At 61.5% G+C, this 23798-nt stretch carries 23 protein-coding genes; 17 read left to right on the forward strand and 6 right to left on the reverse strand.

Translation table 11 applies throughout. The features are described 5' to 3' along the window. Positions 1–145: 145 nt before the first annotated feature. The 6 genes from AX729_RS21410 to AX729_RS21435 all read left to right on the forward strand — a co-directional run bounded on the left by AX729_RS21410 (position 146) and on the right by AX729_RS21435 (position 5127). On the forward strand, positions 146–1999 hold the full coding sequence (locus tag AX729_RS21410) for a flavin-containing monooxygenase (protein WP_061026353.1): 1854 nt from the start codon (positions 146–148) through the stop codon (positions 1997–1999). A gap of 34 nt (positions 2000–2033) precedes the next feature. Further along, positions 2034–2852, forward strand: a complete 819-nt coding sequence (locus AX729_RS21415; protein ID WP_061026354.1) for a lytic murein transglycosylase — start codon at positions 2034–2036, stop codon at positions 2850–2852. Positions 2853–3053: 201 nt separating this feature from the next. After that, positions 3054–3275 (forward strand): hypothetical protein, encoded by a 222-nt coding sequence (locus AX729_RS21420; protein WP_007592399.1) that lies wholly within the window; start codon positions 3054–3056, stop codon positions 3273–3275. Between the two features lie 12 nt (positions 3276–3287). Beyond that, a complete protein-coding gene (locus AX729_RS21425; RefSeq protein WP_061026355.1) occupies positions 3288–3710 on the forward strand; it encodes a hypothetical protein in 423 nt (140 codons plus the stop codon). Positions 3711–4097: 387 nt separating this feature from the next. Then, positions 4098–4544 carry a MaoC family dehydratase gene (locus AX729_RS21430; protein WP_061026356.1) on the forward strand — a complete coding sequence of 149 codons (447 nt, stop codon included), beginning with the start codon at positions 4098–4100 and terminating at the stop codon, positions 4542–4544. A gap of 85 nt (positions 4545–4629) precedes the next feature. Then, positions 4630–5127: a hypothetical protein gene (locus AX729_RS21435; protein ID WP_061026357.1), complete on the forward strand. Its 498-nt coding sequence runs from the start codon at positions 4630–4632 to the stop codon at positions 5125–5127. Positions 5128–5320: 193 nt separating this feature from the next. Here the strand turns inward: AX729_RS21435 and AX729_RS21440 are convergent, their stop codons facing one another. Both AX729_RS21440 and AX729_RS21445 read right to left on the reverse strand, forming a co-directional pair. Next, on the reverse strand, positions 5321–8509 hold the full coding sequence (locus tag AX729_RS21440; protein WP_061026358.1) for an efflux RND transporter permease subunit: 3189 nt from the start codon (positions 8507–8509) through the stop codon (positions 5321–5323). 180 nt (positions 8510–8689) lie between these two features. Next, on the reverse strand, positions 8690–9934 hold the full coding sequence (locus AX729_RS21445) for an efflux RND transporter periplasmic adaptor subunit (RefSeq protein WP_061026359.1): 1245 nt from the start codon (positions 9932–9934) through the stop codon (positions 8690–8692). Between the two features lie 199 nt (positions 9935–10133). On the opposite strand from AX729_RS21445, the gene AX729_RS21450 reads away from it, so the two are divergent. From AX729_RS21450 to AX729_RS21460, 3 genes are all read left to right on the forward strand, one after another. After that, positions 10134–10760, forward strand: a complete 627-nt coding sequence (locus AX729_RS21450) for a TetR/AcrR family transcriptional regulator (protein ID WP_061026360.1) — start codon at positions 10134–10136, stop codon at positions 10758–10760. Between the two features lie 30 nt (positions 10761–10790). After that, positions 10791–11696, forward strand: a complete 906-nt coding sequence (gene rnz / locus AX729_RS21455; protein ID WP_061026361.1) for a ribonuclease Z — start codon at positions 10791–10793, stop codon at positions 11694–11696. A gap of 473 nt (positions 11697–12169) precedes the next feature. Next, on the forward strand, positions 12170–12841 hold the full coding sequence (locus AX729_RS21460; protein ID WP_156457118.1) for a hypothetical protein: 672 nt from the start codon (positions 12170–12172) through the stop codon (positions 12839–12841). A 9-nt stretch (positions 12842–12850) separates the two neighbouring features. On the opposite strand, the gene AX729_RS21465 is transcribed toward AX729_RS21460, so the two are convergent. The 4 genes from AX729_RS21465 to AX729_RS21480 form a co-directional block, all read right to left on the reverse strand. Then, complete coding sequence (locus AX729_RS21465) at positions 12851–14026, reverse strand: site-specific integrase (protein ID WP_156457119.1); 1176 nt, start codon at positions 14024–14026, stop codon at positions 12851–12853. Next, complete coding sequence (locus AX729_RS21470) at positions 14013–14303, reverse strand: helix-turn-helix transcriptional regulator (protein ID WP_061026364.1); 291 nt, start codon at positions 14301–14303, stop codon at positions 14013–14015. Before AX729_RS21470 ends, AX729_RS21465 begins: the two co-directional genes overlap by 14 nt. Positions 14304–14461: 158 nt before the next feature. Next, positions 14462–15484, reverse strand: a complete 1023-nt coding sequence (locus AX729_RS21475; protein ID WP_061026365.1) for a site-specific integrase — start codon at positions 15482–15484, stop codon at positions 14462–14464. Positions 15485–15576: 92 nt separating this feature from the next. Continuing rightward, positions 15577–16134 (reverse strand): hypothetical protein, encoded by a 558-nt coding sequence (locus AX729_RS21480; protein WP_156457120.1) that lies wholly within the window; start codon positions 16132–16134, stop codon positions 15577–15579. A 487-nt stretch (positions 16135–16621) separates the two neighbouring features. Here AX729_RS21480 and AX729_RS21485 point away from each other — a divergent pair, with 487 nt between their 5' ends. The 8 genes from AX729_RS21485 (at position 16622) to AX729_RS21515 (ending at position 23598) form a co-directional block, all read left to right on the forward strand. Continuing rightward, the gene (locus tag AX729_RS21485) at positions 16622–17509 is read left to right on the forward strand and encodes a hypothetical protein (protein WP_061026367.1); all 888 of its coding nucleotides are present in this window, start codon (positions 16622–16624) and stop codon (positions 17507–17509) included. After that, positions 17479–18699, forward strand: coding sequence for a tetratricopeptide repeat protein (locus AX729_RS39815; RefSeq protein WP_156457121.1), 1221 nt, complete (start codon positions 17479–17481; stop codon positions 18697–18699). Before AX729_RS21485 ends, AX729_RS39815 begins: the two co-directional genes overlap by 31 nt. A 511-nt stretch (positions 18700–19210) precedes the next feature. After that, the gene (locus AX729_RS21495; RefSeq protein ID WP_156457122.1) at positions 19211–20029 is read left to right on the forward strand and encodes a hypothetical protein; all 819 of its coding nucleotides are present in this window, start codon (positions 19211–19213) and stop codon (positions 20027–20029) included. A gap of 133 nt (positions 20030–20162) precedes the next feature. After that, on the forward strand, positions 20163–20396 hold the full coding sequence (locus AX729_RS41800; protein ID WP_502686913.1) for a helix-turn-helix transcriptional regulator: 234 nt from the start codon (positions 20163–20165) through the stop codon (positions 20394–20396). A gap of 102 nt (positions 20397–20498) precedes the next feature. Then, positions 20499–20756: a transcriptional coactivator p15/PC4 family protein gene (locus tag AX729_RS21500; protein ID WP_197433644.1), complete on the forward strand. Its 258-nt coding sequence runs from the start codon at positions 20499–20501 to the stop codon at positions 20754–20756. Then, a complete protein-coding gene (locus AX729_RS21505; protein WP_061026371.1) occupies positions 20753–21058 on the forward strand; it encodes a hypothetical protein in 306 nt (101 codons plus the stop codon). The genes AX729_RS21500 and AX729_RS21505 overlap by 4 nt, the downstream gene beginning before the upstream one ends. Next, complete coding sequence (locus AX729_RS41170; protein ID WP_245325305.1) at positions 21051–23231, forward strand: AICE element replication initiation protein; 2181 nt, start codon at positions 21051–21053, stop codon at positions 23229–23231. The genes AX729_RS21505 and AX729_RS41170 overlap by 8 nt, the downstream gene beginning before the upstream one ends. Next, positions 23215–23598, forward strand: a complete 384-nt coding sequence (locus tag AX729_RS21515; RefSeq protein WP_156457123.1) for a hypothetical protein — start codon at positions 23215–23217, stop codon at positions 23596–23598. Before AX729_RS41170 ends, AX729_RS21515 begins: the two co-directional genes overlap by 17 nt. Positions 23599–23798 lie beyond the last annotated feature (200 nt).

Raw genomic sequence — 23798 nt, forward strand, 5'->3', positions numbered from 1 at the left:
GTAGGCTCGTGATTTGCGCGGAAGGTTAGCGGAACGCCACGCGGCGTTCACGCAAAAAACAACGGGCATGATTGCATGCGGCACTTTTTCAGAGCTAACGTGAGGGGAGCTGCCGGTGAAGCAGCGGTCGCGGTGGAGGAGATGAATGTCAGCGGAAAGACACAAGACCGGCACAACCGGCGCGCCTACGGTCGATATTTCCGCGCTCCGTGCCCGCTATCGCGACGAGCGCGATCGTCGTCTGCGCGCCGAGGGCAAGGCGCAGTATGTCGACGTCACGGGCGAGTTCGGCCGCTATCTCGACGACCCCTGGGCCGATCCAGGATTTGCGCGCGCCGCCGTTAGCGAAGCAACCGAAGTGCTCATCGTCGGTGGCGGCTTCGGCGGCCTGTTGTGTGGTGCGCGGTTGCGTGAGGCCGGCATCGAGGATTTTCGTATCGTGGAAAAGGCCGCCGACTTCGGCGGCACCTGGTACTGGAATCGTTATCCCGGCGCCGCCTGCGACACCGAGAGCTACATTTACCTGCCGCTCCTGGAAGAGACCGGCTACATGCCGGTGCGCAAGTACGCGCGAGCGCCCGAGATCTACAAGCATTCGCGCCGCATCGGCCGTCATTTCGGGCTCTATGAGCGTGCGCTGTTTCAGACCGTCATCTCGCGGATGGACTGGCAGGAGCAGGAAGGGCGCTGGCTGGTCGAGACCGATCGGGGCGATCGCATCCGCGCGCGCTTCGTCATCTTGGCCGGCGGTCCGCTGAGCCGTCCGAAGCTGCCGGGCATTCCCGGCATCGAGACGTTCAAGGGCCATAGCTTTCATACCAGTCGCTGGGATTACGGCTACACCGGCGGTAGCGCGGACGGTGGTCTGACCGGTCTCGCCGACAAGCGCGTCGGGATCATCGGCACCGGCGCCACCGCCGTGCAATGCGTGCCGCATCTCGGCCGGTCGGCGAAGGAGCTCTATGTGTTCCAGCGCACGCCGTCTGCGATCGGCGTTCGCGACGACCGTCCGACGGATCAGGCCTGGGCCCAGAGCCTGAGGCCGGGCTGGCAGCGCGAGCGTATGGACAATTTTACAGCCGTCATTTCAGGCGAGCCGTTCGAACAGGATCTGGTGCAGGACGGCTGGACCGGCCTGCTCGGCGAGATCTTGCTGGCGCCGCGCCGCCAAGCCCAGCCGGTCACCTCGATGGATGAGGCGCTCAAGGTGATCGAGCAGGCCGATTACCGCAAGATGGAGGAGATCCGCGCCCGCGTCGACGCCGTCGTGAAGGACGAAGCAACGGCCGCGGCGCTCAAGCCCTGGTACAAGGCCTTCTGCAAGCGGCCGTGCTTCCATGATGAATATCTCGATACGTTCAATCGTCCGAACGTGCACCTCGTCGACACCAAGGGGCAGGGCGTCGAGCGCATCACGGAGAATGCCGTCGTCGTCGACGGCAAGGCCCATGAAATCGACTGCCTGATCTATGCCAGCGGTTTCGAGGTCGGCACCGATTACGCCCGCCGCATGGGCTTCGAGGTTTATGGCCGCGACGGCATCAGCCTGTCCGAGCGGTGGCGTGACGGCGTCAAGACGCTGCACGGCTTCTACAGCCGCGGCTTCCCGAACTGCTTCCTCATTGTCACGGTGCAGGCCGGACAGAGCGCCAATTTTCCTCACATTATCGATGAGCAATCGCAGCACATCGCGTATGTGATCAAGCAGGCCCGCGAGCGCAAGGCGCGTACCCTGGAGCCGACGCTTGCCGCCGAGAGCGGTTGGGTCGACGAGGTCGTCAGGGCCGCAGTCGGCCGGCAGACCTATCTCGCGGAATGCACGCCGGGCTACTACAACAACGAAGGCGTATTCGATCCAATCGCGGCAAGAAACAGCCAGTATTGGCGCGGGCCGGTGGCGTTCCTGCGGCTGCTCGCAAAATGGCGCAAGGAGGGCAAACTGGAAGGTCTCGAATTGTCCTATGATCAGGCCATGGAGTCGGCGCCTTCGAGTGGGTAAGATTGCCGATCGGTACAGGACGGAGATGTTGGTTATGATCAGAGGCAGGGCTCTTGCGGGGGCGGTTCTTGGCGTGGCGGCACTGATGGGTTGCCTGGCGTCCACCGCCGAGGCCGCGCAATGCGGCAGCTCGCCGGCCGGCTTTGAGGCCTGGAAGCGCGAGTTCAGCGCGGAGGCGCAAGGCAAGGGCATCGGTCCCACCGCGCTAGCGGCCCTGATGCAGACCAATTACGCCAGCGCCACCATCGCGGCCGATCGCGGCCAGCGCAGCTTTTCGCTGACGCTCGACCAGTTCCTGGCCAAGCGGGGTGCCACCACCATCGTCGCCAAGGGACGGCAGCTCAAGCAGTCGCAGGCCGCCTTGTTCGCCTCGATCCAGCAGCGCTATGGCGTCCCGCCAGGTCCCTTGATCGCGATCTGGGGCATGGAGACCGGGTTCGGCAGCCAGCGCGGCAATCAGAACATGCTGTCATCCATCGCGACCCTTGCCTATGACTGCCGTCGTCCCGAATTCTTCACCGACCAGCTCTATGCTGCCTTGAAGCTCATCGATCGCGGAACGCTGTCGGGATCGACGCGCGGCTCCATGCATGGCGAGGTCGGCCAGACCCAGTTCATGCCCAAGAGCATTCTGGCTTACGGCACCGGCAACCTCGAAGTTGCTGCCAATGCGCTGAACTCGACGGCGAATTTCCTCAAAGCCCATGGCTGGCGCGCGGGAGCCGGGTACCAGCCGGGCGAACCGAATTTTGCCGCGATCGAGGCTTGGAATGCTGCAGGCGTCTATCAGAAAGCCATCGCGCTGATGGGCCGTCAGATCGACGAGGGCGGGAGCGCCGCGGCCTCGCGCTGAAGCATGATCCGGAAAAGCGTGCGGCGGATTTCCGAAAAGATCATGCTTAAACAACAGCCTAAAGCGCGATGACGATCTTATTGCGCTTTAGGCTGCTCAGCAAGGCGTGATGCGCGGGCGCGAGAAAGTTGTTGCCATCAGGAACCGACGGCACGAGGTTTGCTTTGTTCAAGTTCAGGGCTGGGCATGAGGAGACTCAACATGGCTACCCAGATCGTGATGGACCAGACTGGCGACACGCGCCACGAGTTTGATCCGGGCAATGCCGAAGCGCTGGCACGAGCCGAACGGCGCTTTCGGGAGCTGACCGGAGCCGGGTTCACCGCCGCTCTTCGGACCGGCCCCGGCGAAGTCACTCGGATCCGATCGTTCGACCCGACCGCGCAGGAAACGCTGTTCTATCCCCGCCTGGTCGGCGGTTGATCCGAGCTGCTCATGATCGCGGCAGTCTGGCTCCGGGCGCCGGCGCGTGCGCGATTGCATGCGCTGCGTGAACTCTATCGCCGCTTCTTCGGCGAGAATACGCCGGATGCCCGCGGCCGCCGGCTTCTGGCCGAATGGCTGTCGCCGGCGCAGCGCGCGCAGTTCGAGCACCACCGGTATTTCGACGTGGTCGGCTGCGACACCGGCAGGACCTATCGCATCCACTATGGCACGGCCGCCAACGTCCACGAGATCGACGGCGACGGCCACGCGACGATGGGCTGGTGCTTCGTCCCGTCAGGCTTCCTCGTGCCGGGCGACGTAATGCTGGCGCAGAAGATCGCTCTCGAGACGGACGAGAAGGCAGCACTTGCGCTTGCCAACCGGTTTCCACCGGCCACACACTCCGAGCATTTCTACCGGCGGCCCTTTTAGCGCGGGAAGGGCAAGGCGGTCAGGAGTGCGAGGTGCGGTAGGCGTCGAGCGCGTGCGCCGCGAATACACCGACGCTGCACAAGGCGAGCAGGGCTGAGATCACTTCGATCATAGCTCATCCTCCCGTGGCAGCTGGGCAACGAGGTTCTGGCAGCAGGAATATTCGTAGATCAGGTCGAGGATGAACTGCATGGTCGCCTTCCCTGTACTTATTTTGACAACCACTTAACCGGCCATCTGTTTCAGGCGTGTTTCGTCGCATCGGGAAAGGGGTTTCGCGCGGAACCCATTACTGGTTTGTGCGCTGCGGGCCCGCTATATCCAGTTACTGTTGAAGCCATTTGAGCCGCCTCTTCGGGACGGCGCATCATATTGCGAGGCAGAATCATGGCGCAGGTCGAGTGGTTCGACGATCTCACCGTCGGAATGCAGTTCAAATCCCCCGAAGTTCAGGTCACCGAGGCCGACATCAAGCGCTTCGCCGCCGAGTTCGATCCGCAGCCGATGCATCTCGACCACGAGGCCGCCAAGGCGACCCTGTTCAAGGGGCTGGCCGCCTCCGGATGGCACACCGCCGCGATCGCCATGAACCTCGCAATCCAGGCCCGCCCGTTCGGCCCGCATCCGCTGATTGGCGCCGGTGTCGACGGCCTGCGCTGGACGATGCCGGTGCGCCCCGACGACCGTCTGCATCTGGTCGGCGAGGTCATGAGCCTGACGCCGTCCAAGACGAAGCCGCAGGGTATCGCGCTGGTGAAATGGACCATGTTCAACCAGAGGGGCGAGGAAGTTTACACGTTCACGCCGATTGCGATCGTGCCGCGACGGGAGTAGGCACAGGCGCGTTCTGTGCCTGAAACCCTTGCGAGTCACCGGCAGAGATGGTCATCTCCGGTCGGGAACCACGCGGGAGGCCGACATGAAACGATTCATTCTCGGCGCGGCACTGCTTTCGGGCGCATTGAGCGCCGGGCCCGCTGTTGCCCAACAATCCAAAGTCGGCGACTGGACCATCGAGAAGCGCGCGCAGGATACGCATTGCAATGCAAGCCGCGGCTACAAGGACAAGGATGACGAGAACCGCGACTACGTCATCGTGATCACCTATTCCGAGAAGGCGATTGTGATCGTCATGATCTACGACGGCTGGGAATGGGACAAGACAGGCGAGATCCTCCGGGCCGATGTCGGCACCGACGACGCCGACATCATGAAGAAGGCGAAGTGGGAGGTCATGGACAAGACCACGGTGCGCGGCATCTTCGAGTATGATCAGTCGATCATGGACCGGCTGGCTAAAGCGAAGCGCCTCACGCTTGATTTCGAGGACGACGAGGAGGACAGCATCGAGATGCAGATTCCGCGGGCCGGCGAGGCGCTGGCGGCATTGAAGTTTTGCGAGGAGAACAGGAAGTAGATCCTCGCTCCATAGCGGGACACACTCTGTCTCGTCAGGTTCGCAGCAGCCTTTTCCATACCGCTCATGCTTGAAGGCCCCACTCCGATTGCAGGCGAGTCGCTGCAGCCGGAGATAGGTTCAAACCGAGACATCAGAAAGTTATCGCGCGTCATTCGATCGAATGACGCGACTTTGTTGCCTGGGCGGCAGATCAGTGCCCGGCGCCCTGAACCGGTGCAGCGCTGATGTCGCTGCCGTGATGCGTCAGCCGCTTCATGCCGGTGACGGTCCGCAGCAGCACGTAGAACACCGGCGTCAGGAACAGGCCGAACACGGTGACCCCGATCATGCCGGAGAATACCGCGACGCCCATGGCACGCCGCATCTCCGAGCCGGCGCCGGTCGAGAGCACCAGCGGCAGAACACCCATGATGAATGCCATCGACGTCATCAGGATCGGACGCAGCCGCAGTCGGCTCGCCTCGATTGCGGCCCGGATCGGCGTGCGTCCCGCGAATTCGAGCTCCCGCGCGAATTCGACGATCAGGATCGCGTTCTTGGCGGAAAGGCCGACCAGCACGATCAGGCCGATCTGGGTGAAGACGTTGTTGTCGCCCTTCGAGATCCAGACACCGAACATCGCTGCCAATAGCCCCATTGGCACGATCATGATGATCGAGAGCGGCAGGGTCAGGCTCTCATAGAGCGCGGCCAGCACCAGGAACACCAAGAGGATCGCCAGCGGAAACACCCAGATTCCGGAATTGCCGGCGATGAACTCCTGATAGGTCAGGTCGGTCCATTCGAAGGCAAAGCCCGGCGGCAGCACTTCCGCAGCGATCCGCGTCGCGGCTTCCTGCGCCTGGCCCGATGAGAAGCCGGGCGCGGCCGCCGCGTTGATGTCGGATGACAGGAAGCCATTGTAGCGGATCGCACGCTCCGGGCCTGCGCTCTGGCGGATCGTGAGCAGCGCCGACAACGGCACCATGTCGCCTGAGGACGAGCGCACCTTCAACTGCCTGATGTCGTCGGCGCGCGCGCGGAATGGCGCGTCGGCTTGAACCCGGACGGAATAGGTGCGGCCGAACTTGTTGAAGTCGTTGACGTAGTAGGAGCCGAGGTAGATCTGAAGCGTGTTGAACACCTCGGTCACGGGCACGCCAAGCTGAAGCGCCTTGGTGCGGTCGATATCGGCGAACAGCTGGGGCACGTTGACCTGAAAGCTCGAGAATACGCCAGCGATCTCCGGCGCCTTCTGCATCGCCGCCATGAACGCGCTGGTGGCCTCGTTCAGCGCCTCATAGCCGAGACCGGCGCGGTCCTCGATCTGCAGCTTGAAGCCGCCGATGGTGCCGAGGCCGTTGACCGGCGGCGGCGGGAACATGGCGATGAAGGCTTCCTGGATGCCGGCATATTTCTTGTTCAATTCGGCCGCGATGGCGGGACCGCTGAGCGAGGGATCCTTGCGCTCGTCGAACGGCTTGAGCGTCGAGAACACGATGCCGGCGTTCGAGGAGTTGGTGAACCCGGAGATCGACAGGCCGGGGAAGGCGACCGAGCTCTCGACGCCGGGCTGGGTCAGCGCGATGTCGCTCATCTTGCGGATCACCTCTTCGCTGCGGTCGAGCGCGGCGCCATCGGGCAGGCGGGCGAAGCCGACCAGGTATTGCTTGTCCTGGCCCGGCACGAAACCGCCCGGCACCTGCTGGAACAAGAGGGCCGTGATGCCAACGAGAACCACGTAGAGCCCCATCACCGCAGCCTTGCCCGAGATCACCTTGCTGACGCTGCCGCCGTAATTCTCGGAGGAGCGCGTGAACGCCTTGTTGAAGGCGCGGAAGAACCAGCCGAGGCTCTTGTCGAGGATCAGCGTCAGCCGGTCCTTCGGCTCGTTGTGGCCCTTGAGCAGCAGCGCCGACAGCGCCGGCGACAGCGTCAGCGAGTTGACGGCCGAGATCACCGTCGAGATCGCGATCGTCAGCGCGAACTGCTTGTAGAACTGACCCGTGAGGCCGGAAATGAAGGCGAGCGGCACGAACACCGCGACCAGCACCAAGGCGATCGCGATGATCGGCCCCGAGACCTCGCGCATCGCCTGATAGGTGGCGTCGCGCGGCGACAGGCCGGACTCGATGTTGCGCTCGACGTTCTCGACCACGACGATGGCGTCGTCGACGACGATGCCGATCGCGAGCACGAGGCCGAACAAGCTGAGCGCGTTGATGGAGAAGCCGAACACGTGCATCACGGCGAAGGTGCCGACGATCGACACCGGCACGGCGAGAAGCGGGATGATCGAAGCCCGCCAGGTCTGCAGGAACAGGATCACGACCAGCACCACCAGCGCGATCGCTTCCAGGAGCGTGTGGATCACCGCCTCGATCGAGGAGCGCACGAACTGGGTAGGGTCGTAGACGATCTGGTAGGACACGCCCTCGGGCATGTTCTTCTTGATCTCGGCCATGGTGGCGCGGACATTGTCGGATATCTGCAGTGCGTTGGAGCCCGGCGCCTGGAAGATCGGAATCGCCACCGCGTGCTTGTTGTCGAGCAGCGAACGAAGGCCGTATTCGGAGGCGCCAAGCTCGATGCGCGCGACGTCGCGCAGGCGAACGACTTCGCCGCGTGTGCCGGTCTTGACCACGATGTCGCCGAACTGTTCCTCGTTCGCAAGGCGGCCTTCTGCGTTGACGGAGAGTTGCAGGTCGATACCCCTCACGTTCGGGGAGGAGCCGACGACGCCGGCCGCGGCCTCGACGTTCTGCGCCTGGATCGCCCTCACGATGTCGCTCGCGGTGAGGCCATGCTCGGCGGCCTTTTGCGGGTCGACCCAGACCCGCATCGAATAATCGCCGGCGCCGTAGAGCTGCACGTCGCCGACGCCGTCGATGCGGGCGAGACGATCCTTGACGTTGAGCACCGCGTAGTTGCGCAGATACGTCATGTCGTAGCGGCCGTTGGGCGACAACAGATGCACGACCATGGTGAGGTCGGGGGAGGACTTCTTGGTGATGATGCCGAGCTGGCGCACCACGGCGGGCAGGCGCGGCTCTGCCTGCTGCACGCGGTTCTGCACCAGCTGCGTCGCCTTGTCCGGGTCGGTGCCGAGGCGGAACGTCACCGTCAGCGTCATCGCGCCGTCGGTGGTCGCCTGGCTCGACATGTACAGCATGTTCTCGACGCCGTTGATCTGCTCCTCGATCGGCGTTGCCACCGTCTCCGCGATCACCTTGGGGTTGGCGCCGGGATAGGTCGCGCGCACGACGACGGATGGCGGCACGACGTCGGGATACTCCGAGATCGGCATCGCAAACAGCGAGATCAGGCCGGCGAGGAAAATCAGCACCGAGAGCACGCCGGCGAAAATTGGACGGTCGATGAAGAACTTCGAGAGATTCATGGTTTTGCCCCTGGGCAATGTCTTTCCGCGCCTCCGACAGCTCCGCCGTTATTCCGGGGCGCGCGCAGCGCGAACCCGTAATCCAGAGGTGAAGTGTCGGAGTCTCGCAACTTCGAGATTTTCAGGTGCGCAGTTTGCGCACCTGAGTTCGCGACGTCGTCGCGCCCCGGAATATCGTGCTTAGCGTTGCACCACGTCCTGGTTGCTGTGGTTGGAAGCCTGCTGCGGCCCGCGCGCGCCCATCTGTGCGATCTCCGTCTTGAGGAGGGCGCCGGGACGCACGCGCTGCAAACCGTTGACCACGATGCGGTCGCCGGGCTTGAGGCCCGCGGTGACGATGCGAAGTCCCTCGACAGCGCCGCCGAGCGTGACCGGCCGGTAAACGGCGCGGCTGTCGTCGCCGACGGCCATCACGAACTTCTTGTCTTGATCGGTGCCGATCGCGCGCTCGTCGATCATCACCAGCGACTGCTGCTTCGGCTGCCCCATGCGCACGCGGGCGAACTGGCCCGGGATGAGGCGTCCGTCCTCGTTGCGGAATACCGCGCGGACACGGATCGTGCCGCTCTGGCCGTTGACCTGGTTGTCGATCAGCTGGATGTGGCCCTTCGCGGAGAGGCCGCCCGAGGTCGTCATCTCGACGGGGATCTGGTCCAGCTTGCCGCGTTGGCCGGAGGCATCCGCGATCGAGTTCAGCGCGCGCAGCACGATCTCTTCATCCGCATCGAACGAGGCATAGATCGGATTCACCGAGACCAGCGAGGTCAGCACCGGGGACGCGGTGCCGGCGGCAACGAGATTGCCGACGGTCACCTCGATCTTGCCGACGCGGCCGTCAACGGGAGCGCGCACTTCGGTATAGTCGAGGTTGAGCTTTGCGGTCTGGAGCGTTGCCTCGGCCGCCTTCACATTGGCGACCGCTTCGCGATGGGCATTCTCGCGCTGGTCGAAATCGCGCCGCGTCACCACGGCGTTACCGACGAGCTGCGCGCCGCGCTCGAGCTCGCTCTGGGTGAATACGACGCGCGCTTTCGCAGCTTCGAGCTGGGCGGCAGCCTTGTCGACCTCGGCCGCATAAGGGGCGGGATCAATCTTGAACAGCAGATCGCCGGCCTTCACCAGCGCGCCTTCGGTGAAGTTCGCCGACATGATCGCTCCTGCCACGCGCGGGCGTAGCTCGACGCGGTTGATGGCCTCGAGCCGGCCGGAGAAATCGTCCCACAGCGCAGTCTGCCGGGGCTCGATCACCGCGACGGTGACGGAAACGGCTTGTTCGGCCCCGGCCGCCGGTGCGGTCGCCTGCGCCGCATGAAAGTAGCGGCCGGTTGCAATCGAACCGGCCGCGGCGAGGACGCCAACGACGGCCACGCCGCCGAGAAGGCGGCGGAAACGGCCAGTGCGGGGGGTATTTTGGGAGGGATGCATTTGCGCGCTCCAGATATGTAGTGTTCACTACAGATGTGGAGCTGGATACCGCAGTGCAAGATACTTATGTACCATTCACTAAGAAAATTGTACGCCGATACCGCGACGATTGGAAGACACAAGAAAAGAGAGCTAGAACAATTAGATAGGATTTGACGTTAGGGTAGGACGGAACGCCGGATCCGAGGGAGACAGGCACATGGGCATGGGACGTCCCCGCCAATTCGACGCTGATGTGGCGTTGGACCAGGCGATGGAAGTGTTTTGGCGCCATGGCTATGAGGGCGCGACCATTGCCCAGCTCACCGAGGCTATGGGCATTAACCCGCCCAGTCTCTACGCCTGCTTCGGCAACAAGGAAGGTCTGCTGAAGGCCGCGCTCGACCGCTACACCAAGCTGCGCGACATCTGGATGGAGGAGGTGGTGGCAGCACCGACCGCCCGCGCCGTCGCCGAGCGGATGTTGATGGGCATCGCCGACAAGCAGACCGATCCCGCCAATCCACCCGGCTGCCTGCTGGTGCAAGGCGGCATCGCCTGCGGCACCGGCTCCGAGAACGTCCCCTTCGAATTGGCCGCGCGCCGCGCCCGCAACGAGGAGCAGCTCCGCGACCGTTTCATTCGCGCCAAGGCCGAAGGCGATCTCAGGCCGACGTCGGATCCCGCGGCGCTCGCGCGCTATGTCTCAGCGGTGTCGGTCGGCATGGGCGTGATGGCGTCCTCAGGCGCGGATTGCGAAGCGTTACGACAGGTCGCGAGTGTCGCCGTGCAGGCGGTCGAAGCGCAATCGGAGCCGAGGTCAGATTCTGCGAAGCCGAGCGGATAAGCTCACAGGCCTGCTGGACGAGTCGCGCCAATGTTCGCCCTGACATTTCTCGGGACCTCCGCCAGCGTTCCTTCGGCGGAGCGCAACCATCCGGCGCTCCTGGTGGAGGCCGCAGGCAAGCGTGTCCTGATTGATTGCGGCGAGGGCACGCAGCGCCAGTTGCTGCGCAGCGGCGCCGGCTTTCGGCGGCTCGACCGCATCCTGCTGACGCACGCTCATCTCGATCATGTGCTCGGCATCCCCGGCCTGTTTTCAACGCTGGGATTGCGGCAGACTTCCGACGCGATGACGATTCACGGCGGGCAAGGGACGCTCGACATGGTCATCCGAATGCTTGCAGGCCTCTGGGGTGCAGGCAGGGCGCCGATCGCGGTGGAGTTCGCGCCGCTGACCGCCGGACAGGTCATCGATGCCGGTGAATTCACCATCGACTGCTTTCCGGTCCGCCACCGCGACACCGACAGTTTTGGTTTCGTTTTCCGGAGCCCCGCGCGCCGTCATCTCCAGCCCGACCGCCTCGCTGCGCTCGGCGTTCCGGACGGTCCTTTGCGCGGAGGGCTGGCCGAGGGACGACCGGTCGTGACCGCCGACGGACGAACGATCGACCCGGAAGACGTGCTGGGACCGCCGAGTGGCGGCAAGAAGCTCGTGGTGATAGGCGACACAGAGACCACGGAGGGGCTGTCCGACGATGTCGCCAGCGCCGACGTGCTGGTGATCGAAGCGACCTTCCTGGACCGCGACGCATCGACCGCCCGGGCTTACGGCCATCTCACTGCGGCAGAGGCGGCGGCGTTTGCGGCGGCAGCCAATGTCGGACAGCTCGTGCTCACGCACCAATCGGGCCGCTATGAGGACGACGAGGTTCTTGCGGAGGCCGCCGGGATCTTTCCGAACACCCGGATCGCAGCTGATTTCGATCGCATCGTCATCTAGACACGTGCTCGAGTCGGAGAGGGCACCTCCGATTTCGCAACATCGCGCAAAGGGGCGTGAACGCAGCGAGAACACGTGACGATGTTCACAGAAGGGCTGGACCGCGAAGGGCAGCGCGGCTATATGAGCGGCCTGCGAGCCGCTGATTTGCAAAATTGTCAGCCAGCCTTGCAGGACTTCCGAAGAAAGCTAAACGTTTTCAAGCGCTTCGGTGGGGAATGGTGTAACGGTAGCCTTTCGGTTTTTCGTCCAACCTGTTGATTTTCCTAAGACGGTTTTGCAACTGGCTCCGGTTTTGACCTGAGCAATTCCGGGCACTTCCGAGCGGTTTGCAAAACTCTCTGCTGTGGGCAACTGCATCGTCCACCCGCAACCGCTGATCGGCTTCAGCGCGCCTGTGCTACGTTCCAGACATGTGGCTCGGCAATTTCCTAACAAGCGTCGCAACGCGATTTCTGCCCGCCGAGGGGTGGATGTGGTTCTTTGCCACGATGGTTCTTGCCGGAGTCGTGGCATTCGCTTGGCGAAATCGCCAAAGAATTACCGGGGGAGATCTAGGGGTGCAGAGCTGGCAATTATTGTTGGTCGGCATCGGTGGTACGTGGATATTTCTATCGCTCACCCTCGGTGCCGCCGCTTGGGCGATCTATACAGGGGGCTCTCTCATCGGTCCAACTACAAGCGAGGCTGAAGCTGGACCGCTGCGGTGGTTCTACAATCTCGAGATGGAAGGCGGCCCGCCAACCGGCCGGCCAGTGTTCGCGCTAACGTTCTTCGGAACTAATAGTTCTCAAAAAGAGGTCGTGTTGAAAACTGCGAGCTTGGTTTCCGCGAAGAACGGAAGGAAGCTCGACCTTGAAGTTCTGGCGCGAGATTCGACCGGACAAAACGTTCTTGTCTCTCTCGATCAGATCAATCTGATTCCGCCCGGCGCGCCGGTCAGGTTGGTCGCAAAATTCGGCGATCCAGATCCTTCAGCATCTGGGAAGGTCCTTGGCCTGGAGGCTAAGGCGTTTTTAGAAACCTGGAGCCAATTTTTCTTGAACATCGAAGACGACACGCGGGCGTATCGTCTTACTTTCAATGAGGGAAGCTTGATGCCGTTTTTCCCCGGAATGGTTGGACCTCACATCACCAAAAAGTAGGGGCGGTTTTTACTCGCTGACCACCCGAAGCCGCTGCTGCCCGTCCGCCCCAACCTTCATCTGATCTCTGAACCGCATGTAGTGCTCGACGTTCTGCCTGGACATCCCGATGTCGTTGGCGATCTGGTCGACCTCGTAGCCTGCCTCGGCGCGGGCGAGGATGCCGGTGCCGCGCAAGCCGTGAATGGTCGGGTGGTCGGCATCTTCGGGGTCGATGTCCCACTCGTACTTCTTGACCTGGCCGGCCACCCACTGCTTCCAGCGCTTGCACAGCGCGCGGCCGTGTTCGGTATCTTCCAGCCATCTGTTCCAGCGCGCACGCAGGCCGTCGCCGGTGTAAGCCGCGCCCTTGGGCGAATAGAGATACAGATCCTCGCGAAAGCGATCGATCGGCTTCTTCCAGCGCGAGTTGGTGAAGCGCACCGGCGTCTCGGCCCAGCGATCCAACTCGAGCGCGTCGACGGTTGCGAGCGGAATATGGAAGGCACGCCGGCGCTTGCGCGTCTTCTTCGGCCGGCACCAAATGCCGTTGCGCTCGCGGTGCTCCGGGCCCATCCGGATCATGTCGCTGCCACGCTGGCACGTCATGACCCCGAGGCGCATCATCCGCACCAAGTCGGGTGGGGCGTGTGCGCGAACGTGCTCGATCGCGAAGGCTGGCCAAGGCACGTGCCCGCGATCGGGAATCTCGAAATCGCGCACCTTGTCGAACGGATTGGCCTCGGCGAGCGCGAGCGGAATGGCCCAGTCCCAGATCGTGCGGCCGACCGAGAGCATCTGGTTGGCCATCACCGGCGTTTCTTTCATGGCGTCGCGCGCGGTTTGCACAACCAGCGGCACCAGCTCGCCGACGGCGACAAGGCCCCAGGTCTCGGCGGATTCGAAGCGGCGCATGTGGACGTCGTAATTGCTCTGCGTCCCTTCCGAGAGCCGCTTGAACTCGTCGCTGTCACGGTAGCGGGCGATCAGAGCGCCGACCGATCCGGGCGGCAGCTCTGCCGGCATGGCCTCGCGCCGGCGCTTCACTTCGCGCCAGAACGCGTCGGGCTGCGTGTCGGCGCTCGGCAGCTTGATGCGCTCGCCTTCACGCGCGGTGCCGCGGCCGGGATTCCAGTAATAGTAAGTGTAGACCTTGCCGCACTTCTTGCGGACGACGGTCTTTTCAACGCCTTCAGGCAGCGTCACGCCGGCCACCCGGTTTCTTGCCAAAGTTCGCCGCTCCCTTGAGGGCGGCGTCGAGCCCGACGACCGTCCGCCCCGAGAGCTTACGATCAACGTCCTCCCAGCGCCAGCGTGCCGTGCCGGCTGGGAAGGCGTCGCAAGGCGCGGGCAGGGTGCCGTCCTTGACCCAGTGGTCCCAAGTGTCGGGCGATATCTGCAGCTCGGCCGCACCCGTTTCCCGGCTGACATAGGCCGGGGTGCGATCGCCGCGCAGCAGGTTCTCGTCCTTGCGGATAGTCATTCGCCCATACCCCGGCCTCGTGAGGCAACTGTCGAGACATGTACGAGGCGACGGTCGGATTCCAAAAATGCATAAGTCGTGGATGGAATTCGTACGACAATTGCTGTGCAGCAGGCGCCTGAGACACCAGGCCGGCTGCGCGCGTGGGAGGGGCAGGCCTATTCTAAGGCGAAGCTGGCCGCATTTCCCTCAAAGAGCGAACCGATCCTGATGTATTCCAGCGTCGTTGCGAACGACTTATGCCTGAGCTGGCGCTGGATTGCGTGTCCGGGCGCCCTGTTCTTCGCAGCCGAGGTTGCGAGCCCTGATCTAAGGGAATGACCGGAATACGTGCTCGCCAAGGACAAAGCCTTATCCAAGGTGAGCCCCTCCGCCAACGCCATGTTGCCGACGACGCGCTTCACTACCAACGCTACTCCGGCACCCGTGATCGCAGCAGAGGCCATTTTCCCATGGCGGCTGATAGGACGGAAGACCGGTCCCGTTGCGATGCCGGAAATCGCCAGCCAGGCGCGATACGCGCGGACGGGGCATACGGTTTCGTCCTTCCCGAACGGAACGCCGATTATTTCCTCCTCGCCGGCCTGGTTCGTCTTTGAGCTTGCCAACTGCACGACCAGGCCGTCCGAAGTCTCCTCGATCCAGCCTGGCGCTTCCGCATCTTGAGCCGCCCACAGGCCTGCCAACTCTGATCGACGAAGACCCGCCGCGAAACCGATCAGGAGCAGGGCACGATCACGATGTCCTTGCAGCGTTGGCGGCAATGCCTGAATAGCCCTACGCAAGTCGGGGGACATCAGCGGCGCCTTCTTGGTCGGGCGGACGCGGTGCTTGTTGCGGAGCCCCTGCCAAAAAACACGAAACCGCTCGTCGGAGGTGTCCAGCTTGGTGCCGCGCGCGCGGTGGATGACGCGGATGGCGGTAAGGCGTCGCAGCAAGGTCGAGACCTTCAGCGCGCCCGCGTGGGCTGTAAGGTAGGGCACGATCGTCTCGAACACATCAGCTGGGAAGCACGTACGATCATGCGACAGGCACCAGGTTTCAAAGTGCTCCCAGTCGGTCTTGTAGGCGCGCTGCGTGTTTTTCGAGTGGGCGTTCTTGACGTATTCGCCGGCGCGCTCGCGCAGCTCTTCCATCACTGAAGGCAGACTCGTGGTCTGCACGATGAGCTCGGTCGTCATCGCGTTGTCCGTTCTGATAATTGAGGGTTATCGAAACTTTGGATGTTGCAAGAAGGCCGCCGGACCACATCGTCCGGCGGCCAGCTTCAGCCTCAATATAAATAGGGCGGGACTTCGGGCGCTGCGCGACCAGTAAGCCGCTCGAGCCCTCGGATCAAATTGTCCTGCAGCGCAGCCTGATATTCGTCGATCCCAATTTCGTCCTGGATCGTACCACGGATAAACTTAGCCAAGTGCATGACTCCGTAAAGAGTACGAGGCACGGTCTGCTTGATTTTTTGAAGAGCTTTCTGCTCGTCCTCAATGGTCGCCGCTGTGGGATCTTTAAGGTCGACGCCTCGCTCCTGGAGTACCTGAACTGTCACAGTTCGATATTCATTCAGCGCCTGAATTATTGGATCGTCAGCGACGGAGCCGTTGGCGCGCGCTGCGCGGACGGATCGGCGATGAGCCGTCGGCTGCTGCATCGGCTGCAGGGCGTGGGCGGGTTGGGCTTTTGCTGATTTACTCATACTCGTCTCCTTCTGGTCGGCCGGCAGGTCACCGGCGGCCGCATTCGGAGGCGTCTCGCGCGATCTGGCAACCTTTCTAGTAGAAGACGAGGTATCTCCAGACGGAGTCGTGCTATTGTTGCGATCAGCCTTGGACATGACTTACCTCGTGCTCGATGGTTAGAGTCGAACGGGTGTTCCAGCACTTGTTCGGCTCGCTAATTTTTGGCACCATAAAATCATGAAGTCAACAATAAATAGCGCTAAAAAATCTAAGAGAGGTCGCCCCCCCGTCGAGAGTGAGGCGATCAATGTTCGGATGTCCGCCGATTTGCTCAAAACAATTGATGATTGGCGGCGGACGCAAGGTGACCTTCCTGGTCGTCCCGAAGCAGTTCGTCGGCTTGTTGATCTGGCCCTTAAGCTCAAAACAAGAGCTTAGAACCGATGGTTGCTTAGAGTTTGTGATTTGCCGCCAGCAACGCGTAGAGCAGCGCTTGGATGTAGTGGCCTTCAATCAGCGCCAGCGCCGCCAGCAGGAGGTAGATGATGGTCTGGTTTTGCATAGCCGTTCTCTCTGTCCGTGGTCACCTGCAATGGTGAGCACCAGACCGGACTTTGCGAGGTCCAAACGAGACAACTGAAAATGGCCAAAATGGACAGATCGGACAAACCGGACAAAGGCGCCTTCGCAGTCCGCTTGAGTGACGCATTCTTCAATTTGGCCAAACAGGGCAAGCTGGGTGAGAATGGCCGACACGAGGCAAACTTCGCTAAAATCTGCGGTACCAACATCAGAACAATTCGCCGATGGTTCGACGGAGAAAACCAGCCTCAACGGGACAGCTGGAAGACGGCCCAAGCTGGTTTGTTAAAGGCGGGACTAAGCGCCGCACAACTGAATGCTTTGGAAGCAGCAGCCCGAGCGAATGAGCCAAACGCCCCCTATATGCGCGACGTAGCGATCATTCCAAATAACAATTTCCCAAAGCTGTGTTCGCTGGACCTTGATGTACCCGACCAAGGCAGTTCGCCTGATGATTTTGTCGTGATCGGTGAAATTCGCTTTGCTCGTGCCCCGGACGTGATCGAAGGACGAGCCGTTATGATAGGCGTGAGAAGGGCGGTCCTGTTGCCGGTGCTTAAGGGTTATCGGGTCAAGCCAGGTTCGTTGTACCGCCCATCTCGCCAGCGCGGATATCAGCCCGAAGGGGCCGGCCAAGTGGTGTTTCGAGCTCCAGCGGATCCGCCGTCGGGGATACTCGAGGGCGACCAGATGGCGGGAGAGACCCTTGGGCGATTCTTGACTACGGGTGAAGGTACTGACAAGCGACCCGAAGTCGAATTTCAGCTGCACCTGGAAAATCCAAATGACCTGCGCATAACCTTGGAAGGTGACACATCAAAATTCTCTGCTACGCAGGTGAAGCTCGCGCAGGCTTGGGTTGCCCAACAGATCGCGCAAACAGTTGCAGAGCCCGATGGTAGTTTGCGGATCGGCGCATGCACCGTGCGCTGGAAGCACAAGTCATGAAACTAACGCCGTACCAGCGGAGCAAGTTTCGCGAATTGCTTTCGCCCGACAACAGAAGTCTCGACGCCGTTTCTCTCGCTCGGTCCGCCGGTCTGAACCCCTTAGAGTGTTTTGCTAGAGGAGAATGGGACGGTGTGGACTTTGGCGCAAACGATCTTAGCGGATTCAACTTCCGGGGAGCCGATTTGCGAGGAGCTGACCTGTCGAAAGTTGTTGGTCTTCAAGCTGCAATATTCGACGCAGATTCACGTCTGCCCAGCTATCTTAATGTTTCCGACGCCAAAACGTTGGTGCATGCCAAGAGGTGGTTCGTAGGGGGTGAGAGAGACGAGATTTTGAGAGATCTTGTCGCGGCAGAAAGGGCCTTCACAGTTGCTCGTAGCATTTTTCACTATCATGGAGAGGCAAGCGGTGAAGCTCGTTCGTCGACTCGGATAGCAAGAATCTTGTGTGAGACTGACGTAAGGTCGCACGAGGAGGAGGATTGGTGGGCTCTGGCAAATAGAATTTTTCAACAAGCGGAAATGTATGACCGCGCAAAAGAGGCTGGAGAAGCTCTTGCGCTCAGCGCGATGATCAACGGCGATTATGAAGCTGCTGACGAACTGTTGGAAAATGCATTCGCTCGGTATTCGGCCAGTCAAGATTCTAGCGGTCAAGCAGCTTGTTTGCATGGGTTGGCTTGCGTTGCCCTCGCACGTGGAGACTTTAAGTCATCTCGGGACCAGTTTGAGCTCGCCAAGAGAGCCCATCTCCGAAATGGAAACGATATCGGTCAGGCAAACGCAATTGAAGGCATGGCTGACGTTGCACTAGCTCGGGCGGACTATGCAGAGGCGGAGCTACACCTTTTTGAGGTACTAAATATTTACAGGCTTGTAAGGGATAGGTGGGCCGAAGCCACCATCGTCAGCCGATTAGGCGGCACTCACATTGCTAGAAACAATTTCGTTGCAGCCTTGGAGATGTTTTCGGAGGGGCTTGAGCGATTTGAAGACGATCTGGAAGTCAAGGCAATGATGTGCGCCGGACTTGGAGCGGTAGCGTTTTATCGAGGGGACGGTGACTTGGCTAAGAGGTGGTTCGAGGAGGCTCTGACCGCAGACCAAGAGATTGAGAACGAATTGGGCGTGCGGAGAAGCCGCAGAATTCTTGAGTCTATACCCCAGCTTCGAACTTCTGCCGACTAGTTCACGATAAGCCCTAATTATCGAAAGTATGAGCGGGCCTACACTCAACTTGAGCGGGTGAATCGCCTGAATTCGTCCTGTTGACAATCGGGTGGCCTTTTCGCGATGCTCGACCTATCGCGAGGCCTGCGACGGAACGGCCGATTCTCTGAGCGAGCAGATCGGCCGTCTAAGTGATCGGACACTTCACCAGCGCGATGGTTGAGGCAAAGCCGATGCACTCTGAGGAGCGTGCGGCGCTCCGGATACGAGAGGGACTGCAGCCCTCTCATGCAGGAGGGCGCGGCCCTCAAAAAACCGCCGCTCGGCGGACCTGATGAGAGCGGGGCGGATCGCCCAAGAACTTCAGCATTTGCATCGGGCGCGTCGATGGGGACTTGCCTCCGACGCAAGGAGTTGATCCGGACCATCTCCTATGGTTCGCGCGGGGGCTAGGCCGGCCAGCCGACAAGCCGAGCACCACACTCGGCTGCCCCCGTGTAACTGTGTGGTTTCGCCTGTGGGAGCGAACATGCAGAAAGAATACTTGCCGAAGGAAGATCATGCATCAGCTGTCCGCTGGATCGGCATTGATGCGGCCTTGATATTGACCAGTGAAATCCTGGGCGCGGCTGCATCGCTCGGATTCACCGAAGGAGCCTTTCTCGACGCGATGCGCTCAGGATGCGTTCCATCTCGATCTACCGCCGGTCGTATTCGTCATGAATCGTTCTGGCGTAATGCCATGCTCGAAAATGACCGGGTTGTGCACATAATCGCCGGAGCATCTCAGGGCAACTTCGCTCCGACCGAGCGGTGGCGTGTCGTCGCCATTTGGATAAGCGCCGATGATCTGGATCTCTGGCTTCGGTGGCGCTATGCGACTGCAACCGCGCATCCGCTTTCTGACCCTCGCAGGAAGCCGCTGACGCTCGACCGCACGAAACCCGGCGCGCTATCAGAAGGCACAGCAACAAACCAGGTCCAGATGGGAGAGCGCGAGCTTGCGGAGATTGATGTCGCTACAGGCCGTTTGCTGGGGCCGGATGATGAACTCTCTCGACAGCTCGCCATTCTAAGGACGGCGAAGCAGCTCCTCTTGCAGCGCGGCGTTCTGATTGGTCACGGAGAGACGGCAAGGGATATAGGGCGAGGCAAGGACGCCGTCGTCAAAGAGGCGATGGAGCGACACAAGGAGAACGGTTTGGGCGGTCAGACAGCCTGGCGCCTCAGCTTCGACAACGTGCTCGGCAAACCCAAAAAGGGACGTCGTTCGAATGAGGCGACTGCCGATTTCGCCAAAGTAGTCGAGGCCAAGCTTCAGGAAATCGAGGGCCGCATTGCGGCATAGGGCGACACTGTCCTCCTTTTATTCGTACGCGTTTCCCCACGACTTACGCATTTTTGAGTTCGTCTTTCTATCTCGTATTCCGGTCCCCGTTGACCGCTGTTGTAAGCGGTTGCCAAGGACAGGGACCGACCACATGCCTTCGCAAAATGCCTCAGCCGAGATCATTCCGTTTCGTGAACGTCCAAGCTGCACGGTTAAGGAAGCTTGCCGAGCAACTGGCCTGAGCCGGACAACGCTCTACGAGCGCATCAATGACGGAACGTTGCTTACAAAGCCAGTTGGACGTCGTCGTCTAGTCAACGTGCCATCTCTTTTGAAGCTCGTCGGTGCCGAGTCCGAAGCCGGTTCTTCTGAGTGCGCAGAATAGCGAAAACGCCGCCCCTGGCCGGGCGGCGTTCGCATTTCAGCAGATCAATAGGAACCGAGAGCCATGGATATAGCGCAAGGCGAGCGCGGCGGCAACGCGCCGATGGACGCCGCACCAAAGATCATTCCGGAATGGGAGCTCAACCGGCGCGAGATCCTGCGGGTCGAAATCCACGAATTCAAGGGAACTCAGATCATCGGCGTCCGAAAATGGTTTCGCACTGCCGATGGTGAGCTCGCGCCAGGCAAGGACGGCATCAATCTTAGCCTGAAGCATCTCCCGCGTCTCGCCAGCGCCGTGGCTGAGGCTCTCGCCGTTGTGCAAGCTGATGGTCTAATTCCAGGCGAGGGGGTAGAATGAAGCGTAAGGTTTCATTCGCTCGTGTCGCCGATGCTGCGCGCGCGAGCGCAGAAGTGATCGTCCAGCGCTGGTTGCCGGATGGTCGCCGCGAGGGCAGGGAATGGGTAGCGATCAACCCGACCCGGAGCGACGGCAAGAAGGGCAGCTTCAAAATAAACCTGAAGACCGGGTGTTGGTCCGACTTCGCCACGGGCTCTGCCGGCGGCGATATCGTTAGCCTAGCGGCCTACCTCTTCAATCTGAAGCAGGGCGAGGCAGCCATCCGCGTGGCGGCGATGCTGGGGATCGATCCGTATGAGTGAAGATCCCTTTGCGCCTCTCGCAGGTGCTCCTGGCAAATCTGAGCGGCCGAAATCGGACTGGCGCTCGGTGGCGCCGGTGCCGGAGGATGCGCCGCGGGCGCCGGCATCACACTCGAGGTACGGCAAGCCGGCCGCTACCTGGACTTACTACGACGAATCCGATCGGCTCCTCGGCTATGTGCGGCGGTTCAACACGCAAGATGGCAAAACCTTCCTGCCGCTGACGTTCGGGCTTGCCAATGACGGCGGCAAGCCAGAATGGAAATGGAAGAGCTGGTCGGGCAAGCGGCCGTTGTACGGGCTCAATCGCCTCGCTGAGCGGCTACGTGCGCCCGTTCTCGTTACCGAGGGCGAGAAGGCTGCCGACGCGGCTACACAGCTCTTGCCTGACATGGTCGTGGTAACCTCGCCGCACGGGTCGAAAAGCGCGGCGAAGGCCGACTGGTCAGCGCTACGTGGGAGAGTGGTGACGATCTGGCCAGACAGTGATGCTGCGGGGCTTCAGTATGCGGATGATGTGGCGAAGCTTGCGCGCGCGGCGGAGGCTGAATCGATCAGCATCATTTCGCCACCCGAGGGCGTGCGTACGGGATGGGATGCCGCGGATGCCCTGCAGGAAGGATGGACGCCCGGGCACGCCCATCAGCTCATCGAGGAGGCGCGGCCTGCTCCGAACGGTGGAGCGCCGGCAGAACAGTGTGAGGGTAACAGGAGGCGGGCGACGCAGCGCGACGTCGTAATCGAACTCACGGATTGCTGCGAGTTTTGGCACGACGCCAACAGGGTAGCCTACACGACCTTTCCAGTGAACTCGCACCAGGAGAATTGGCCGCTTAGATCACGCGAATTTCGCATGTGGCTGTCCGGCAGGTATTACCAGGCTACAGGACGAGCGATTGGGGGACAGTCACTTGAAGACGCGATCAGGATCTTCGAGGCGCGGGCCGTGCACGACGGGCCGCAACACAAGCCTTTCATTCGGGTCGGCGAGCATGCCGGTAAGCTCTATCTCGATTTGTGCGATCAGAAGTGGCGAGCGGTCGAGGTCAACCGGAACGATTGGCGAATTGTGACTGCAGCGCCGGTCAAATTCATGCGTCCGGCTTCGTTACGGCCGATGCCAGAGCCGGAAGCTGGCGGGATGATCGAGGATCTTCGTTCGTATATGAACGTGCCCGAAGAACAGTGGATGTTGATCGTAGGCTGGCTCGTAGCCACTCTTCGGCCTAAAGGGCCATACCCTATCCTGGTGCTGAACGGCGAACAGGGATCTGGCAAGTCGATGACCTCGCGTATGCTGCGCGAGCTCGTCGATCCGAGCGCCGCAGCAATTCGTTCGGTCCCGAAGGACGATCACAACCTAATCGTCTCGGCCTCGAACAGTCATGTCCTGGGATTTGATAACCTATCCAGCGTGCCGCCGTGGCTCGCCGATGCTCTATGCCGATTGTCGACGGGCGGTGGCTATGCGACCCGTACACTGCACACGGATAAAGACGAGACGATTTTTGAGGGCCAAAGGCCGATCATGCTGAACGGCATTCCGCTGCTGACCGACCGGGCCGACCTGGCCGATCGTGCCCTGACGGTACATTTGCGCTCTATCCCAGAGAGTGACCGGCGGCCTGAAGATGAAATCAGGCTCAGTTTCGAGAGTGCACGGCCGCGGCTGCTTGGTGCCCTTCTGAGCGCCGTCTCCGCGGCGCTTCGCAATTTGCCAACCACTCGGCTGGACCGATCAGGTCGAATGGCGGACTTCGAGAAGCTTGTAACAGCCGCTGAGTCCGGCCTCGGTTGGGACCCAGGGAGCTTCCAAAGGGTCGTTCGCGCTAACCGCGAGGAGATCGTCGAGTCCGCCTTCGAGGCTGATTCGGTTGCTGTGGCGATCGCGAAGCTCGTTCGGATCGAGTATCCGGACGGTCTGACTGCCACCGCCACCGAGCTGCTGACAAAACTGAACGCGACGGACCTGATCGCCGACGGCATCCGGAAGCAGCGGACCTGGCCGGCAACTGCGCAGGGGCTCGGAAATCGAATTGATCGCATCTCGCCACTCCTCAAGGCGCAAGGATTCAAGGTAGAACGTCGCCACTCTGGTGTGCGCACGATTACCATAGTGCCGCCGGTAAAGAACGCGGGTGGAGAGGAGGAACGGCATGTCGACGTCGGATGATGAAGGAAAGAGTGACGGCGCGGCGCACGAGGAACTGAGAATGCTGGACGCCTTGAAGGCGAGGCCTGCTGCCAAGGAGCCCGTGCGGCGCGATAAGATCCGCGCATGGCTCGACGGATTGTCGGAAGAGGACTTCTGGCGCATACGAAACTCTCAGGAGCTCAGCGATGCCCTTGCGGCAAGGCCTGACGCCTTGATTACCATTCGAACCAAGGCAGCCCTTGGCGAAATTATTCGCGAACTGGGGATCGATCCGGCGAACTTTTCCGCAGCCGTGGAGCGCGCGGCGCCGTCCGAGGAAGACCAGAGAGTCGATTCGTCGAGTAACGTCGTGCCGCTCCGGCGTGGACCACCGAGCAATAGCTAAGACGACTGTTCGCTTCGAAGGAAAGTCGGCATCGAGCACACGCCGCATATTCCGCCAAATGGCGGAATATGCGCCCAGCCGACCCGCCTTCTTCTTGGTGGCCCTCTGGCCGCAGCGCGCGCAGCTTCGCTGCTGATAATTGGGAGTTATCACCAGTTTAGATGGTGCCGGCGCGGTACCGTCTGACTTGGGCCTGCTTC

Source organism: Bradyrhizobium sp. CCH5-F6, from assembly GCF_001556045.1.
GTDB lineage: Bacteria > Pseudomonadota > Alphaproteobacteria > Rhizobiales > Xanthobacteraceae > Bradyrhizobium.